18 protein-coding genes and 1 pseudogene are annotated in these 14786 nt (G+C 64.2%); 4 read left to right on the top strand and 15 right to left on the bottom strand.

The genetic code is table 11. From position 1 onward, the window contains the following. Positions 1–5: 5 nt before the first annotated feature. Positions 6–596 carry a DUF1989 domain-containing protein gene (locus ACQY8M_RS21865; protein WP_428659608.1) on the top strand — a complete coding sequence of 197 codons (591 nt, stop codon included), beginning with the start codon at positions 6–8 and terminating at the stop codon, positions 594–596. 202 nt (positions 597–798) lie between these two features. Here the strand turns inward: ACQY8M_RS21865 and ACQY8M_RS21870 are convergent, their stop codons facing one another. Both ACQY8M_RS21870 and ACQY8M_RS21875 read right to left on the bottom strand, forming a co-directional pair. Continuing rightward, on the bottom strand, positions 799–1794 hold the full coding sequence (locus ACQY8M_RS21870; protein WP_428659611.1) for a glutathione S-transferase family protein: 996 nt from the start codon (positions 1792–1794) through the stop codon (positions 799–801). 65 nt (positions 1795–1859) lie between these two features. Next, positions 1860–2516, bottom strand: a complete 657-nt coding sequence (locus tag ACQY8M_RS21875) for a peroxiredoxin-like family protein (protein WP_428659614.1) — start codon at positions 2514–2516, stop codon at positions 1860–1862. A gap of 108 nt (positions 2517–2624) precedes the next feature. On the opposite strand from ACQY8M_RS21875, the gene ACQY8M_RS21880 reads away from it, so the two are divergent. Next, complete coding sequence (locus tag ACQY8M_RS21880) at positions 2625–3602, top strand: LysR substrate-binding domain-containing protein (protein ID WP_428659616.1); 978 nt, start codon at positions 2625–2627, stop codon at positions 3600–3602. A 154-nt stretch (positions 3603–3756) separates the two neighbouring features. Here the strand turns inward: ACQY8M_RS21880 and ACQY8M_RS21885 are convergent, their stop codons facing one another. Both ACQY8M_RS21885 and ACQY8M_RS21890 read right to left on the bottom strand, forming a co-directional pair. After that, a complete protein-coding gene (locus ACQY8M_RS21885) occupies positions 3757–4125 on the bottom strand; it encodes a RidA family protein (protein ID WP_428675434.1) in 369 nt (122 codons plus the stop codon). Positions 4126–4167: 42 nt separating this feature from the next. After that, positions 4168–4554, bottom strand: a pseudogene (locus ACQY8M_RS21890) (RidA family protein); the annotation flags it as partial. 183 nt (positions 4555–4737) lie between these two features. Between ACQY8M_RS21890 and ACQY8M_RS21895 the strand changes: the two are divergent. After that, positions 4738–5307 carry a TetR/AcrR family transcriptional regulator gene (locus ACQY8M_RS21895; RefSeq protein ID WP_428675436.1) on the top strand — a complete coding sequence of 190 codons (570 nt, stop codon included), beginning with the start codon at positions 4738–4740 and terminating at the stop codon, positions 5305–5307. A 217-nt stretch (positions 5308–5524) separates the two neighbouring features. Here the strand turns inward: ACQY8M_RS21895 and ACQY8M_RS21900 are convergent, their stop codons facing one another. Both ACQY8M_RS21900 and ACQY8M_RS21905 read right to left on the bottom strand, forming a co-directional pair. Next, positions 5525–6373 carry an alpha/beta fold hydrolase gene (locus ACQY8M_RS21900; RefSeq protein ID WP_428659619.1) on the bottom strand — a complete coding sequence of 283 codons (849 nt, stop codon included), beginning with the start codon at positions 6371–6373 and terminating at the stop codon, positions 5525–5527. Positions 6374–6386: 13 nt separating this feature from the next. After that, positions 6387–6761, bottom strand: coding sequence for a hypothetical protein (locus ACQY8M_RS21905; RefSeq protein WP_428659622.1), 375 nt, complete (start codon positions 6759–6761; stop codon positions 6387–6389). On the opposite strand from ACQY8M_RS21905, the gene ACQY8M_RS21910 reads away from it, so the two are divergent. Further along, positions 6756–7289: a VOC family protein gene (locus ACQY8M_RS21910; protein WP_428659625.1), complete on the top strand. Its 534-nt coding sequence runs from the start codon at positions 6756–6758 to the stop codon at positions 7287–7289. The genes ACQY8M_RS21905 and ACQY8M_RS21910 overlap by 6 nt on opposite strands. 213 nt (positions 7290–7502) lie before the next feature. On the opposite strand, the gene ACQY8M_RS21915 is transcribed toward ACQY8M_RS21910, so the two are convergent. From ACQY8M_RS21915 to ACQY8M_RS21955, 9 genes are all read right to left on the bottom strand, one after another. Beyond that, positions 7503–8309 (bottom strand): glutathione S-transferase family protein, encoded by an 807-nt coding sequence (locus tag ACQY8M_RS21915; RefSeq protein ID WP_428659628.1) that lies wholly within the window; start codon positions 8307–8309, stop codon positions 7503–7505. 140 nt (positions 8310–8449) lie between these two features. Next, positions 8450–8743, bottom strand: a complete 294-nt coding sequence (locus tag ACQY8M_RS21920; RefSeq protein WP_428659631.1) for a hypothetical protein — start codon at positions 8741–8743, stop codon at positions 8450–8452. 21 nt (positions 8744–8764) lie between these two features. Then, positions 8765–9085: an HPF/RaiA family ribosome-associated protein gene (locus ACQY8M_RS21925; RefSeq protein ID WP_428659634.1), complete on the bottom strand. Its 321-nt coding sequence runs from the start codon at positions 9083–9085 to the stop codon at positions 8765–8767. A 26-nt stretch (positions 9086–9111) separates the two neighbouring features. Further along, positions 9112–10239: a hypothetical protein gene (locus tag ACQY8M_RS21930; protein WP_428659636.1), complete on the bottom strand. Its 1128-nt coding sequence runs from the start codon at positions 10237–10239 to the stop codon at positions 9112–9114. 678 nt (positions 10240–10917) lie between these two features. Further along, positions 10918–11208, bottom strand: coding sequence for a hypothetical protein (locus ACQY8M_RS21935; protein WP_428659638.1), 291 nt, complete (start codon positions 11206–11208; stop codon positions 10918–10920). Next, positions 11205–11888 (bottom strand): nucleotidyl transferase AbiEii/AbiGii toxin family protein, encoded by a 684-nt coding sequence (locus ACQY8M_RS21940; RefSeq protein WP_428659641.1) that lies wholly within the window; start codon positions 11886–11888, stop codon positions 11205–11207. The genes ACQY8M_RS21935 and ACQY8M_RS21940 overlap by 4 nt, the downstream gene beginning before the upstream one ends. A 31-nt stretch (positions 11889–11919) precedes the next feature. Further along, positions 11920–12291 carry a hypothetical protein gene (locus tag ACQY8M_RS21945; RefSeq protein WP_428659644.1) on the bottom strand — a complete coding sequence of 124 codons (372 nt, stop codon included), beginning with the start codon at positions 12289–12291 and terminating at the stop codon, positions 11920–11922. 10 nt (positions 12292–12301) lie between these two features. After that, positions 12302–13486, bottom strand: coding sequence for a CaiB/BaiF CoA transferase family protein (locus ACQY8M_RS21950; RefSeq protein WP_428659647.1), 1185 nt, complete (start codon positions 13484–13486; stop codon positions 12302–12304). 73 nt (positions 13487–13559) lie between these two features. Further along, the gene (locus tag ACQY8M_RS21955; RefSeq protein ID WP_428659650.1) at positions 13560–14717 is read right to left on the bottom strand and encodes a TAXI family TRAP transporter solute-binding subunit; all 1158 of its coding nucleotides are present in this window, start codon (positions 14715–14717) and stop codon (positions 13560–13562) included. Between the last annotated feature and the right edge of the window lie 69 nt (positions 14718–14786).

Here is a 14786-nt window from a genome sequence, read left to right on the forward strand (position 1 = left end):
GATCGATGGAAACCATTCCCGCCCGCCGCGGCAAGGCGACCTACCTGAAGCAGGGCCAGTCGATCCGCATCGTCAACACGCTGGGCAAGCAGGTCGTCGACACCTGGGCCTTCACCGCCGGCATGCTGACCGAGTTCATGTCGATGGAGCATACCCGCGCCACGCTCACCAAGATGACGCCGCAGGTCGGCGACGGGCTCTATACCAACCGCCGCCGCAGGATCCTGACCATGACCGAGGATACGAGCCGCGGCGATCACGACACGCTGATGGCGGCCTGCGACAGCGAGCGCTACATCCTGCTCGGCGTGAAGGAATACCACGACAACTGCACCGACAATCTGTTCGCCGCCATGCAGGGCCTCGGCCTGACGCCGCCGGAATGTCCCAGCCCGCTCAACCTGTTCATGAACATTCCGTGGACGCCGACCGGCAAGCTCTCGTTCGATCCGCCGACCACCAAGCCCGGCGACTACGTGACCCTGCGCGCCGAGCTCGACTGCATCGTCGCCATGTCCGCCTGCCCGCAGGACATCCTCCCGATCAACGGCGAGGCGGGAAAGCCGACCGAGGCTCATTTCGAGGTGGTGGGTTAGATTATCAGCGGGGCGCGTCACTCCAGGGCGCGTCTTCTCATGAGTCATGCTGACGGTGACCTCGGCCCGTTTCCCATTGCCCCGCGTCACTCTCTTGTTCTTGGCGGCGCGAGTGACGCTGTAAGAAAACTGCCCCTTGGAGTGAGATCGCAACATTACGCCGTCACTGCCGACGCCTTGGAGCGGATGGCAAGATTGCAGGTCATGACAGGTGTCCCGTTTTAGCCATGAGCAATACGACCGGATCAAGTCCTGGTAAATCGGGGCCCACCGGTACAATGCCCGTCGGGTTGAGTGCCTTGATCGAATAATAGCCCCGCTTTATGTGGTCAATGTTCACTGAATCGCGGACGCCAGGTATGGTCAGGATCCGCGCAAGGTAGGCGCTCAAAGCAGGGTAGTCCGTAAGCCGCCGCAGATTGCACTTGAACAGACTGTGATAGGCAGCATCGAAGCGCACCAAAGTCACGAACAATCGAACGTCCGTCTCGGTCAGACCGTCGCCGAAGAGGAAAGGTCCGCACCGATCGAAACGCTCTTCCAGCTCGTCGAGCATGATGAATACATCGGCGAATGCCTCTTCATAAGCAACCTGATTGCTGGCGAAGCCCGCGCGGTAGACGCCATTGTTGAGCCGCCGATAGAGGCGGTCGTTGAGCGCGTCGATACCCGTACGAAGCTCCTTAGGATAGAGATCAAATGCTCCGCCAGCCAACGCGCCAAAACCAGAATTGATCATCCGCAAGATGTCGGCGGATTCGTTATTCACGATCGTCTTGCGCTGCTTATCCCACAGCACTGGCACGGTGGCCCGTCCGGTAAAATGTGGGTCGGCGCGTGCGTAGATTTCATGCAGGTAAGTGGCGCCGTTGACTGCATCCCGGTTGGAACCGGGGTAGTCGCCGAAGCGCCACCCCTCATCAGTCAGGGTTGGTTCGACGACGCTGGCCGATATCACCGCTTCAAGCTGCTTGAGCTTACGGACGACAAGCGTGCGGGACGCCCAAGGGCAGGTCAGCGCGACGTACAGGTGGTAGCGTCCGGTCTCAGCGTTAAAGCCATCCTCTCCGGTCGGGCCTGCCACACCATCCGGAGTGATCCAATGGCGGAAGCCGGAAGTCTGGCGGACAATTCCGCCTTTGGCATCGGTGAGCACCGGTGGTCGCCAATTCGTCATCCATTTCCCCTCGACAAGCATCGTGCGTCCTCTCTCGAAACGTGGCGGGGTTTGCGGACGACGGCTCAGTTGCCGCCATCACCTGCCTACAAACGCCTAAGTTGATCGAGTACGGGAAACACGTCCGAAGGCTCCGGCCGACGCGTATAGTCTGGATTGATCTCCCCATAGGCGACGACGCTATCCTGCCCAATCACGTATCGAGCCGGCATCGGTAGCGTCCAGCTATCCTCGCCATTGAAAGCAACGAGATCGGCACCCAACTGCTTGTAAATCGCTTGCAAGTCTTCCGGCAAGCGCCAGCGGATCCCGAATTTTGCGGCCAGTTCGCCGCCCTTGTCGCCCACGATAGGAAAGCCGAGATTATTGCTGCGCTGGGACTTGCGGCTGTTGGCGGCTGTCTGTTGCGAGACGGCAACGAGAAATGCACCGCGCGCTTCAATTTCGAGCCGCGCCTCCTCGAGCGCCTGAAGGTCAAGATTGCAGAACGGACACCAGGTGCCGCGATAGAATGTCAAGACGAGTGGACCTCTGGCCAACAGGTCCTGGGAAGACACGAGCTTGCCGTCCGGATCGGGTAGCGTGAACGCGGGTGCGCGGTCGCCGGCTTGCAGGGCACGGCCCGCTTGACCCGAGGCGATCAGTTCGTCTGTGACACGGTGCATGACGGCCACGACTTCGGGCGGAGCCATCTCGGTTTCGAATCTTGTCTTGAGAGCGTCCAGTTTGTCCTGAAGGGCCATTGCTTTCTCCTTTGTTGACACGCCTCTGCGTCCAGTAAAAAGGAAAATGCTTTATCCAAATCGAATCCGGTAGGCCGAGGCCGTGGCTATGAGTTATTCATTTCCGCCATGAATGATCATCTCTCATCGTTGCGTCTTTTTGTTCGTGTCGCCCGCCGGGGTAGTTTCTCGGCTGGTGGGCGCGAACTCAACATTCCTCAGCCAACGGTTTCCCGGATTATTGCGACCCTGGAGCGCAAAATGGGCGTGGTTCTGTTCACGCGTACCACGCGCGCTGTCACACTGACCGAGGCTGGAGCCGACTTTCTGGCGCGAATCGAGCCCATCCTGGATGCGCTCGACGAAGCCGAATACGCAGTGCGCGGGACGGGCGAGTTGCGCGGCGTCTTAAGAGTCGGCATTTCATCCACCTTCGCTATTAGGGAGATCGCGCCGCGCCTTCCATCATTCATGGAAAAACATCCCGCGTTGCGGGTCGAATTGCTGGCCGACGACTTGAGGCAGAATTTTGTGAATGAAGGAGTCGATGTCGGTCTTCGGTTTGGGTCGCTTCCCGATTCAACGGCAGTGGCGCGTCGTATCGCGACATGGCCGCGCGTGATCGTCGCTTCGCCCGCCTATCTCAAGAGGTCGGGCGTTCCCCAGACGGCCGCAGACCTCGCAGCGCATTCCATCATTGTGGGACCGTCACGCCTAGGCCCCGCCTGGACTTTCCACAAAGACGGCAAGACCTCGTCGATGCGGATGGAGGGCAGGCTGACGACGACAGTCAACGAAGTCGCTACGGCGGCCGCAGTGGCCGGGCTCGGCCTCGCCCTGATGGCGAAGGTGGGTTGCCGAAGCGAGATTGAGAACGGCTCCCTCGTTCGGGTCTTACCTGATTGGGACATGGGGACGGTAGAACTGCATGCCGTTTTTCCGGACGGCAGAGGCGTCAAGCCGTCCGCCAGGGCCTTTGCCGATTTCCTTGTCGCCGAATCTGCTCATTGGTCGGCGGCGCGCCCACGGCATCATGCGGCGCGGCCGTCGGGCAATTCGCAAAAATCGCGTGTGGCTGTCAAAGCTGTGACTGACCGGATTCTTTGACGGGCCCTGCTTTCGGCTGATGCCGGCGGGTTCGTAGCGTCAACCAAGAGCGGGAACGGCGCCGTGAACGTCGCGGGGAACGGATGTCAAAGATCCAATCTCCACTATGACACCCCCCGGCGAAGGTCGATGGCCATGACCGGTATTTCCCCCTTCAAGGGAGGCGCACCACCATTTCAATCTCGACCAGGATTTCCGGCGTATAGAGCGCCTGGACGCCAATCGTCGTCATGCTGGGCATCGCGTCCCCGAGCAGTGCACGGATAGGAGTCATGGCCTGCTGGAACGCTTCCCGGGTCGCGTTCACGACGTAGACGCGCATCATAACGATGTCCTGCGCCGACGCCTCCAGTTCCTTGAGTGCGGCGGCGAGGCTGGCAACCGCAAGCTTTGCCTGGCCAGCGAGGTCCTTGGGCGCGTCTTCACGGCCCGGCGCCGCGGCGATCTGGCCGGACAGGAAGGCGATGCGGCCTGGTTCCGCGACACTGATGTGCGAGTACCCGACCGATGCCATATCCCACATTGTTGGCGGGTTGCGGCGGGTCACCGACGCTGATGTACGAGACGGAATGCGCGCGGTCACCTTGATCTCGAAGTCGAAGCCCGCGAGCCAGTTGACACCTATAGCAGTCCAGTTCGGAAACGGAGTTTGCGGGAACTTCTCCTTTTTCACCGCCGTGACCGCTCCCATTTGCTTTTCCGGATCCGTATGGAACGACGTCACGTCGACTATGTCGTCGAATGTGCACCCTCCCGCCGCGAGCGTGGCTTCTAGATTGGCGAACGCCAGGCGAACCTGAGCTTCGAAATCGGGTTCGGGAGTACCATCGGAGCGACTGCCGACCTGACCCGACACGAACAACAGGTCGTCCGATCGCACCGCGGCGGAATATCCGTGCTTCTCGTATAGGGCATGTCGGTCGGCGGGAAACACTGCTTCACGCAGGGCCATGTCATCGTCCTTTTCATGTAGGGGCGAACGTGCCCAGCCAGCCTTGCTGGACGTTCCAGCGAAACCCGGGCATTCACATACGTCACGTATGTAAAGCACTGATACCCGCTATTCGTCAACTCCATATACGATCCGTATGCGAAACAGGAGGTTGCTTTGGCTGCAAAGCGTCGTGCCGAAACAATGGAGGAAAACCGCATCAAGCTGATCGGGGCAGCGCGAAAGGCGTTCGCAGCATCGGGTTTTGCTGCCGCGTCGATGGACGATCTCACCGCGCAGGTTGGGCTCACCCGCGGCGCCCTCTACCATGGCTTCGGCGACAAGAAGGGACTGCTGGGTGCCGTCGTCGCCCAAGTCGATGGCGAGATGGCCGCGCGCGCACAACAGGCGGGAGCAACTGCGGCAAACCCGTGGGAAAGGCTGCTGGCTGAAGGCGAAGCGTATATTGGGATGGCACTGGACCCGGAGGTCCGACGGATCGTCCTGCTGGACGGGCCTGCCTTCCTGGGCGACCCTTCGAGGTGGCCCAGCCAGAATGCCTGCCTGAGCGTCACGAAGCAGGCGGTCGCCGATTTGATCGCCGCGGGTGTCATGAAGCCAGTCGATATCGAGGCCGCGTCACGCCTTCTGAGCGGCACGGCATTAAATGCCGCTCTATGGGTTGCCGCCAGCGACGAGCCGCACGTTGTCTTACCGAAGGCAATCGAGGCGTTCCGGCTAATGGCCGAGGGCTTTCTGGCCAAAGGAGGCTGACCGCGATCAGGCAGTCTATCGCGACCCGCCATTCCAGTGCGATAAGAACAAGTTTCAGGAGAAGTCGAAGCTGCGGGCAGCGGCGAAGAATGGGCGGTTGGCGCCCGGCAGCTTCGTCCGTTCCCAGCAGCGCGACGCCATCGTGCGTCTTTTTCCAACTGCTCGAAGCGGCCAGTACGAACGCTGGAGTTGGCGCCCATGAGTGGCGCGCCCCAGCTTAAGAAATCTTTGCCAGCACCGGCAGGATGTACTCGCGGAACTTGGCCGGGTTCTCGCTCATCGGGAAGTGGCCGACTTCCTTCATGATCGTCACCTCGACGCCGGGGATCTGGCTTGCGGTGCGCAGCGTGTCCTCGGCGGTGCAGGAGAAGTCGTACTCGCCGGTCAGCAGGGTGAGCGGGCAGACCTTGGTGTCGATCGTCTTCACCTTCTCGCGCAGGTCGCCGTCGACGCGATAGAAGTACAGGTCGCCCTTGAACACGCCGGGGCCGCCCTGCATGTACATCCACAGCGTTTCATGGCGGCTGACCGGCGGGCTGTGGGGCGCGATCAGGCCGGAGATCAGCGCAGCGCAGACCTCGCCGCCGTGGACGTCCGGCCGGTGCAGCCAGCTCGTGTCGTACCACGGCTGCTGGAAGTCGGCGGCCTCGAGCGCGATCAGGGCGCGGAACTCCGCGGCATGCGCGATCGCGAGGTTGAGCACGATGCGCCCGCCGATCGAGCAGCCCATGACGACCGGCCTGTCGAGCTCCATTGCGGCGCAAAAGGCCCGGATCGCGGCGGTGTAGGACTGCGTCGTGAGCCGGTATTCGCCACGCTCCCAGCCGTCCGGCGGCGTCGACTTGCCGTGCCACGGCAGATCGAAAGCGAGCACGCGGAAGCGGGACGTGACCTCGGGATCGGCGAGCAGGTGGCGGAACTGGCGATTGTCGGCGCCGGCGGTGTGCAGGCAGACGAGGGGGATACCGTCGGCCGGCCCGGCCTCCTCGAAATAGAGGCGATGCGGCACGCCCTCGATCTCCAGCCGCAGGTAGCGGCCGACCATCGGCTCGAGCACCGGTGCCATCACGCGGCCTCCGCTACTGCGCGCAGCTCTCGGCCTGTCGCCGCGCCCAGTCCTCGATCGTCGAGCTGCCGCCGACCGTGCGAATGGCGCTGCGAAAGGTGACCTGGCTTGTCTGGTCGGTGATGCGCCGAACATCGAACTCGCCCGCCTTGCCCGACTTGGCAAAGCCCGAGGCCGGAGTGATCAGCTCGACCCCACCGATGCCGCGCTGGGCATCGAACGCCAGCACCGTCCGGTAGTCCGTCGACGCCGCATTCAGGCAGTAGGTCATTTCCTGGTAGGGCTTGGGATAGGTTGCCGTCCAGACCAACGGGTTGGGATCCGGGCCGGCGGCGCCGGTGCAGCCCGCGATCGAGAGCAGGCCGATAAGAGAAAGGGAGCGATGCATCGTGTCGGCAAGCTCCCACGCCGTCCGGCGTGGCGCAACCGCGCGATGACGCCGCCGCGCCCGAACCCCGATCGTGTATGGTCGGCGCCTGTCGATGACGTCGTCGGAAAGGGGATGGCGATGCTGAGCTACATAACGATCGGCGCGAACGATATCCCGCGCTCCGAGCGGTTCTACACGGCGGTCCTCGTGCCGCTCGGCTACGAGAGGACCGGGCAGAAGGACGCGGCAATCTACACGCTGCCCGACGGCCCCGATCGCTTCAATGGCCCCGGTGCCGTGTATGTCGTGAAGCCTTTCGATGCGCGTGAGGCCACGGTCGGCAACGGCTCGATGAATGCCTTTCGCGTGCCGACCCACGCCCAGCTCCGCGCCGTGCACAGCGCCGGAATCGCCGCCGGCGGCACGGACGAAGGCGCGCCGGGCTTCCGCGCCCAGTACAGCAAGAATTTCTTCGTGGGTTACCTGCGCGATCCGGTGGGCAACAAGCTCGCGCTGTTCTGCACCGCCGAGGATCGCCCAGTCTGACTCTCTCTGACTCTTCCTGAAGCTACCTTGGCTTAGTCACCCCCTTATCCTGAGGAGCGAAGCGTCTCGAAGGATGGGAACGCGAAGGTCAGAGCCGCCGCGTTCATGAGGTGTACGGGCACCGTGCCTGTTGCCACCCTTCGAGACACTCGCTTCGCTCGTTCCTCAGGGTGAGGGGAGGTGGTAGCCCGAGCGTTCGACGACGCCTTGCCGTTAGCTTCTGCCGATCCCCACGATCCCGCCGATCAGGCGGCCGATGTGAAGCTTCGTCCAGATGTCCGCCGCGGCAAAGCTCGGACGCGCCTGCAGGACGCGCCAGTAGCGCGCGAGGGCCGGCCGCCGGGGGATCTCCGCGCCGAGGCCGGCGAATTCCATGCGCCCGAGAAAGACGGTCCAGACGACATCGGCGACGCCATAGGCAGGCGGCACCAGCACGGCCCGGCCTTCGGCCAAGGTCTGCTCCAGCCGGTCCATGAAGCCCAGCGCCTCGGCGCGCCGCCGTTCGGCAAGCCGGATGACGGCGTCCGGCTCGAACGCGCTGATCCGATGGGCGAAGACCGCGGCGCGTGCCTCGTAGACGGCCGCGAGGTCGGGGTTCCGGGCGGCATGCGCGAGGAGCTGGCGGCGGATCGCCGCGAGCCGCTTCGGGATCATGATCCGCGCCAGCGGATTGCGGGCGAGAATCCGGCCGAAGGTCAGTTCCTCGATCGGATAGCCGTAGTGCAGGTCGAGCCAGGCCTTCGTTTCGGCATCGGGCGTTGCCTTGAGCGCAAACTCCGCGATGTCGCGACTCTGATCGAGGATGCGATCGGCCAGCACCAGCGTCGGCACGGTCATGCCCGGATTGATCCGCACATAGTCCGGCTGCTGCTGGCCCAGCCGGAAATGGATGTCGACGAAGATCCGTTCATGGGCGACGCCGCCCTCGGCGAGCGCGAGCCGCGCGATCATCGAATAGTAGGACGACGGCGTATGATAGAGGCGGGGGAGTGCTCCGGAGAGCCTGGCGGACTCTGTCATGGCCGATCATCGCGAACGCAGGAGCGGCAGACTGTGGAGGATGCCGGCGACGTGCACAACCGGTCGTGCCACGAAGCAGGGAGTCGCCAGCTCGCAGGCTGCCGACATGGCCGTGCGCGAAGTGCTCGGGACCGGAAGTCTCAGAGCCTCGGCTTGGCTTTTCCGCGACGGCCCGGCAGCCGGCGATCATCGCGGTTCTCGGCCGCGTCAACTCCCAGCCCCAATCCTGTGCCTGCCGTTGCGTCGGTCACGGCACCACCGAGATCGAAGCCCGGCCGGTCCTTTGAACCGGGACCAGGGGACCGATCGGCGGCCTGGGCATTCGCCTGCTCTTCGGTTTGTTCGTCGGCGGGCGTCGGTTTGTCGTGCGGCTTCGCGGGCGTTTTGGTCATGCTTTTTCCTTTCAGAAATTCGAGATCGCGTGCTCGATCCATGAGCCGTGCCGGAGTCCGTCCTTACCCCTCTCGAGCGCGCATGCGCTCGATGGTGCTGTCGATCGAGCGGACCAGCTTCTCCGTCGCGCCGTCGACGGCCTGGTCGACGGTGTCCCCGTGGTCGGTGACGGCGAACGGTTGGCGCCCCTCGAGACGCGCTTCCGTCACGCAACGCTTGTCGTTCTTGCCGGCCTTGCCGCCGTTTAAGTCGCTGAGATGGATCTCAATCCGGGTTATCTGTCCGCCGAAGCGGCTCAGGGCATTTTCCACCACGTCCCTGACACGGCTCGTGAAATCGCCGTGACCGTCGATGTTGTTGTCCGTCTTGACCTGGATCTGCATTCCGCTCTCCGTGGGTTCTTGTCCGCTCAGTAGCGATAGATCGCGGCCAGACCCGTTTGCGTCGGCATCCGCTCGGCGGGAATCACTAATGCCTCGCCACCCATCTTCGTGACCAACGCACCCACATCGTCGAGAAGATCGTCGACACCCGGATCGCTCAGCTCGGCGGCTTCGAATTGCCCGCTCGCCTGGTCGAGACGACCGGCAACGACGCGATCGGCTTCGATCAGCAATGTCGCGACCCGTCCGGCCGCGCTGGCTTGCGCAACCTGCACCAGGTCGTCGCTGCCGGTCCCTTTGGCCTGCGCCTCCTTGAACGCGTCGCCCAACGCCAGCAGCTTTGCGTGATACAGGGGCTCCTGGGTTTGCCAGGCAAGGCGTTCGAGCTCGCCCGCCGGCAAGGCATCCGGATCGGACATGATCCCGTGCTTGACCAGGAACGGGTTCTGGCTGACCTGGCGGAAAAGATGATGGTGCTGCGGCAACGCCGCCAGGATGAGGGGCAGGCCGGAGGGGCGGGAGTAATGCTCCAGCACCGCCCGGTCGACGTCACGGAAGAACCGCTCCGCGTCGCTATCGGTCTCGTCCTTCTTCCCCCCCTGTCCGTGACGCGTGGGGACGCTGGCGGTCTGATGAGGTTCGGTGAGTTCCCCGCCCAACGCCTCGGCGATCGCCCCCGGAACGCCCGCGGCGAGATCGACTTCGGTGAGTCCCCGGCGATTGCCCTCGAAAAGCCGGACCGCATGGAGGTTGATGCCCAGGACGTGATAGCCATCCGTCGACTGGAGATACCGCCGCAACGGCTTGGTGTGAAAGCTGTCGGCCACAACGGCAAGCTCGGCGACCGGCTGCGCGAGCCTGTAGGCATGAAACTGCCCCGCACCGCCCAGCACGGCCAATCCATCGAGCGTATGAGCCCAGAAGTCCCGATCCTGGGCGAGCTCCTCGAACGGCTCCAGCAAGAGCCGCGTCTCTGCGGCGGGATGGCTTTGGAGGAGCGACGCTTCAAGCTCCTTGATCAGGTTGCGGAAGCGGATGGGGTCCTGCTGATTTTCCGGATGCCGCCGGTGCGTGGGCTGATACAGCGAAAGACACGGACCGCTTTCGACAGCGGCCAGACCGGCGACCGATTCAGTGCTCAAACGAGTGATCATTCGGCGCATCCTGCTTTCATTGTGGAAGAATTCGCCCGCCCAAGAGGCGGCTGTTCGACGCTTCGATCTGGCCACACAAGGTCAATGCACTCGTGACCTTGACCGCCCATGCGCCTGCGCAACGTGTCCGCGCGCATTCGGATCAACGCTGCCCGTTGATCGAAGTTGCGGCTGTCGTCCGTGCCAACCGGAGCCGACTATCTCTCTTGCCTGGCCTTCTTCAACACGAACGAGGACGTCGTCCTAAAGGACGTCGATGCTCGGTCACACGTCCACACGACATGGGCGACGCCATAGCCGGGCGGCATTAGTTAGACCGCCCGGCCGTCGCTCGTCGGTGGCGCAGACGGTGAAGGCGGTCGAGCACATCAGGCGGGGACCGCCAGCGCGGCGGGAGCGCCGTCGCGGAGGGAAGAAGGGCTCGCTGCCCACATCGATCCGGCACTCGACGGTCACCCAGCGGCCGCGTCGGAGCAGGTCGGTGTCGGCCGCCAGCAAGCCGGGGAGGGCGGCGAAACGGTCCGCTGGGGTCATACGACCCGTGCGGCGCGCGGCTTCTCGATCGCCTCGAGCGCTTAGACCACTCGGCCAGGATCTGGTTGCTTGCCCAGCCTGGGCGCGCGCGAGCGGACGGCGGGAAGAGCCATACCGCCTCCGCCGCGCAGCGACCATCGCTGCCTACCCGAAGGTCCGCTGCGGCAGAGGCGGCACAGGATCACGGCCCATTTTCGAGTTCCAATAGGCCCAGGAACGTCCGTCGACGATACCCGGAGGGGCATTGTCCAGCGCGTCCCTGAAATCGTCGTCCGAGACGTAGCGGCGAATGATCTGCATATCCTCATGCGTCGCGTAACGCATGGCGTAGGCCATGAAGCGCACCGGATCGGCCAACGCTTCCCTCGGCGATTCGAACCAGAGGACGTGACGCGCGACTTCTTCGATCTCGACAGTCAACGGAATGGGCTTCATCGGCTCTTCCCGTCGTCATGGCCCTTGTCGCGATAAGGAACGATGGCGGGCAACTCGTTCAAATCCACCTCGCGCGCGGCCTTGAGAAGGCGGCTCCTGACACTCCCCGGCACCTGGCGAAGATTGCCATCGTCAAAATACGACAGGGCTTTCAGCGTGCTCAACGGTGCGTAGGTCTTGCCGTAGATCGCCCGAGCCGCGGCCAGGACTGTTGGAAGATCGAGTCCTCCCAGGGTGAGGAGGGCGTCGATGTCGAGATAGTCCTTGGCCTCGGCGCGTTGCAGAACGACCTTTGCCTTCATTCCGGCCAGATCGAGCAGCGAGGCTATCTGCAGTCCGTTATCTGGTGCAATCAACGGCGGCTTCAGGCGCGGCGTGTCTGCAACGTCGAAGAACGAGACCTTGATCATCTCTTCCCGGTTTATGTTTGCGCTGACCGTTCCAGGTTCCATTTGCGTAATGGTGGCATCGGCCATGAACGGGATGCCGCGCACCAGCTCGACAGGATCGAACCGGCGATTGCCAAAGAAGGCGAAGTCGATCGACTGCCGGTGTCCCAGCTGCAGGGCGATCGCTGTCCTGCCATAGAGCACGAAGTCGACGGGCACGTCGCGCAGCTCTTTCCAAAGCCGGCGCTGCGGCGGCGGCAAGATGTCGAGGCGCGGAGTGAAGAGCGACACGGCAGCGGCCCTGATATCGCGAAACCGAAATCTACGCTTGCCGCGGCAGCCTTAGCACGTCCTTGAAGTACTGCAGGTTCTGCAGCAACGGCCGCAAATCCCCGTCCATCGACGCCGCGCCGCGTTTGGTCAGGGCGAAGAGGTCGTGCCAGCCGGGGGCGGGGATGGGCTGCCAATAGTTCGTCCAAGCCTCGTCGGTGGCGCGAACGGTGAAAGTCGTCGAGCGCATCAGCCGCGGGCCGCGGTCGAAGCCGGCGAGGGCGCCGTCGCGGATCGTCAGGAAGAACGGCTCGCTGCCGATGTCGATCCGGCACTCGACCGTCGCCCAGCGGCCGCGGCGGAGCAGGTCGGTGTCGGCCGCCAGCAGGCCGGGGAGGGCCGCGAAACGGTCCGCCGGGGTCATGCGACCGGCCTCAAACCACTCGGTCGGCGCGCAGCTTCTCGATCGCCTCGGGAGGATAGCCCAGCTCGGCCAGGATCTGGTCGGTATGCTCGCCCAGCTTGGGCGCGCGCGAGCGGATGGTGAGCGGTGTGCGCGAGAGCTTCACCGGCTCCTGCAGGACGGGGATCGGCTTGGCGGCGCCGGGGAATTCCATCGAATGGAAGAAGCCGGCCTCCTGCACGTGCCGGTCGTCGAGCGTCTGTTGCGGCGTGTAGACCGCGCCGGCGGGGATGCGGTTGGCCTCCAGCAGCTCGAGCGCCTCGGCGACGGTGCGCGCGTCGCACCACTTTTGCATGATCGCCGACAGCGCCTCGCCGTTGTCGCCGCGCGCCAGGTCGTCCTTGAAGCGCGGGTCGGCGGTGAGGTCCTCGTTGCCCATCAGGCGGCACCAGCGCACGAACAGGGGCTGGCCGATGGTCATGGCGTAGATCCAGCCGTCCTTGCACTTGAACGTGTCCGACGGGCCGGCGGTGAAGCCCCGGTTGAGCGTGGCGGTACGGGCAAGGCCGAGCATCGCCTGCTCGATCAGGTGGCTGTTGGTGATGTTGATCGCGGTGCGCAGCAGGGCGGTCTCGACCTTCTGGCCCTTGCCGCTCTTGGCGCGATCCATCAGCGCGGCCAGCACGCCGACGGTGCTGAGGAGCGCGGAGCCGAAATCGACATAGGGGGCGTTGGCGCGGGTCGGCACCTCGCCGTCGCCGGACAGGTGCATGGCGCCGGACATCGCCTGGCCAATCGTGTCGAAGCCGACGCGGGTGGCGTAGGGGCCCTCCGAGCCGAAGGTCGAGTTGGTGGCGAGGATGATGCGCGGATTGATCGCCGCGAGCGTGTCGTAGTCGATGCCCATCTTCTTCATGTCTTCGTAGGGCAGGTTGGCGATCACCACGTCGGAGACGGCGACGAGCTTCCGGACGATCTCGCGGCCGGCGGGCTTCATCGGGTTGAGCGTCAGACCGAGCTTGTTTCGGCCCATCTGGAGGAACATCGCACCCTGGCCGTCGTCGGTGACCGGGGTGACCCAGCGGTCCTCGCTGCCTTCGAGCTTCTCGATGCGGATCACCTCGGCGCCGAGATCGCCCAGCATGGTGCCGCAGAACGGGCCGGCGATGTAGCGACCGAAATCGAGAACGCGGATGCCTTCCAGGACGCCAGCCATGATCTTCATTCCTCCCTGCACGTCCGGCTCAGGTGCCGGACGCGGAAAAGATAGGCCGGTTGGGCCGCCGGCGTCACTCGAACACTGGCGGCAGGCCGGCCTTTGCGAGTGCCGCCTTGCGAGCCGTCATCCAGCCCTTGGCGAACGCCTCCTTGTCGGCCGGCGCATCGGCCTTGGTGTAGGCGGTCCAGGCGGCGACCAGCGTGTCCTGCCGCTTGACCAGCATGTCGTTGTGCTTCTGCGCCTCGTCGGTCCACACGCCGGCCTGCTTCAGCGCCTTCACCGCGCCGTCGTGGTAGGGCAGCACCCACTTCAGGACCTGGCGCTGGACCTCGAGCCCGTCGGCGCCGGGCGCGGAGTCCTTGTACTGGGCGTAGTCGACGATCATCGATCGGGTGATCGAGTAGACCAGGTCGCCGGGCTGCGAGGCGTAGGCGACGAAGATCGGATAGGGGTAGTTCGGCAGCTCGATCGGGTGGGTCGGGCTCAAGCCACCCGCACCGCAGGTCGTCTTATGCGGGTAATAATAGGGGGCAATCCGGTGCAAACGGGCCCATCCCGCGGTGTCCGACGCGGGCGTCGGCGGCATCACCACGCCGCGCGGCGAGGTCTCGAGCTCGCGCACCTGGCCGGTGATGGTCGAGGCGACCGCGGCGTCGACCTCGTTGTTGATCATGCCCTTCCACATCGCGCCGAAGCTCGAGAACTCGACCAGCTTGACGTCCTTCACCGTCAGGTCGCCGAAGGCCAGGATGGCGAAGGCATTCTGGTTGAGGGCGGGCGAGCCGACGACCGTGCCGATGCGCTTGCCCTTGAGATCCTTGACCTGCTTGACGCCGGTGTCTCTGGCGACGTTGAGGGGAATGGCGTTGCACGACGCTGACGACATCATCAGGCGCAGCGGCTGCGGGCCCCATTCCTTGACCGCGAACTCGAACACGCCCTCGGAAGCGAAGTAGCTGCCGATGCCCATCGCCGAGGCCTGGGCGCGCGCGTTCTTCAGCGGCGCCAGCCGGGCGATGTCGTTGCCGGCCGGCAGGATGCGCATGTCGCTGCTGTACTTCTCCTTGAACACCTTGCCGACGGCGACGGCGATGTTGAAGCCGGACGTGCCGGTGTCGTACGCGGTGAGGGTGAGCGTGCCGGGCAGCTTGATGTCCTGGGCCCCGGCCGTGCCGAATGCCGAGGCGGCAACGGCGATCGATGCTGCAAGCATGGTTACGCGAAGCATGGGCAGTCCTCCCTTGGTTTGCACGGTGTCGGTCGGTTGATCAATGACGGCGGCCGCCTGCCGACCGGT

Source organism: Reyranella sp., assembly GCF_965279465.1.
GTDB lineage: Bacteria > Pseudomonadota > Alphaproteobacteria > Reyranellales > Reyranellaceae > Reyranella.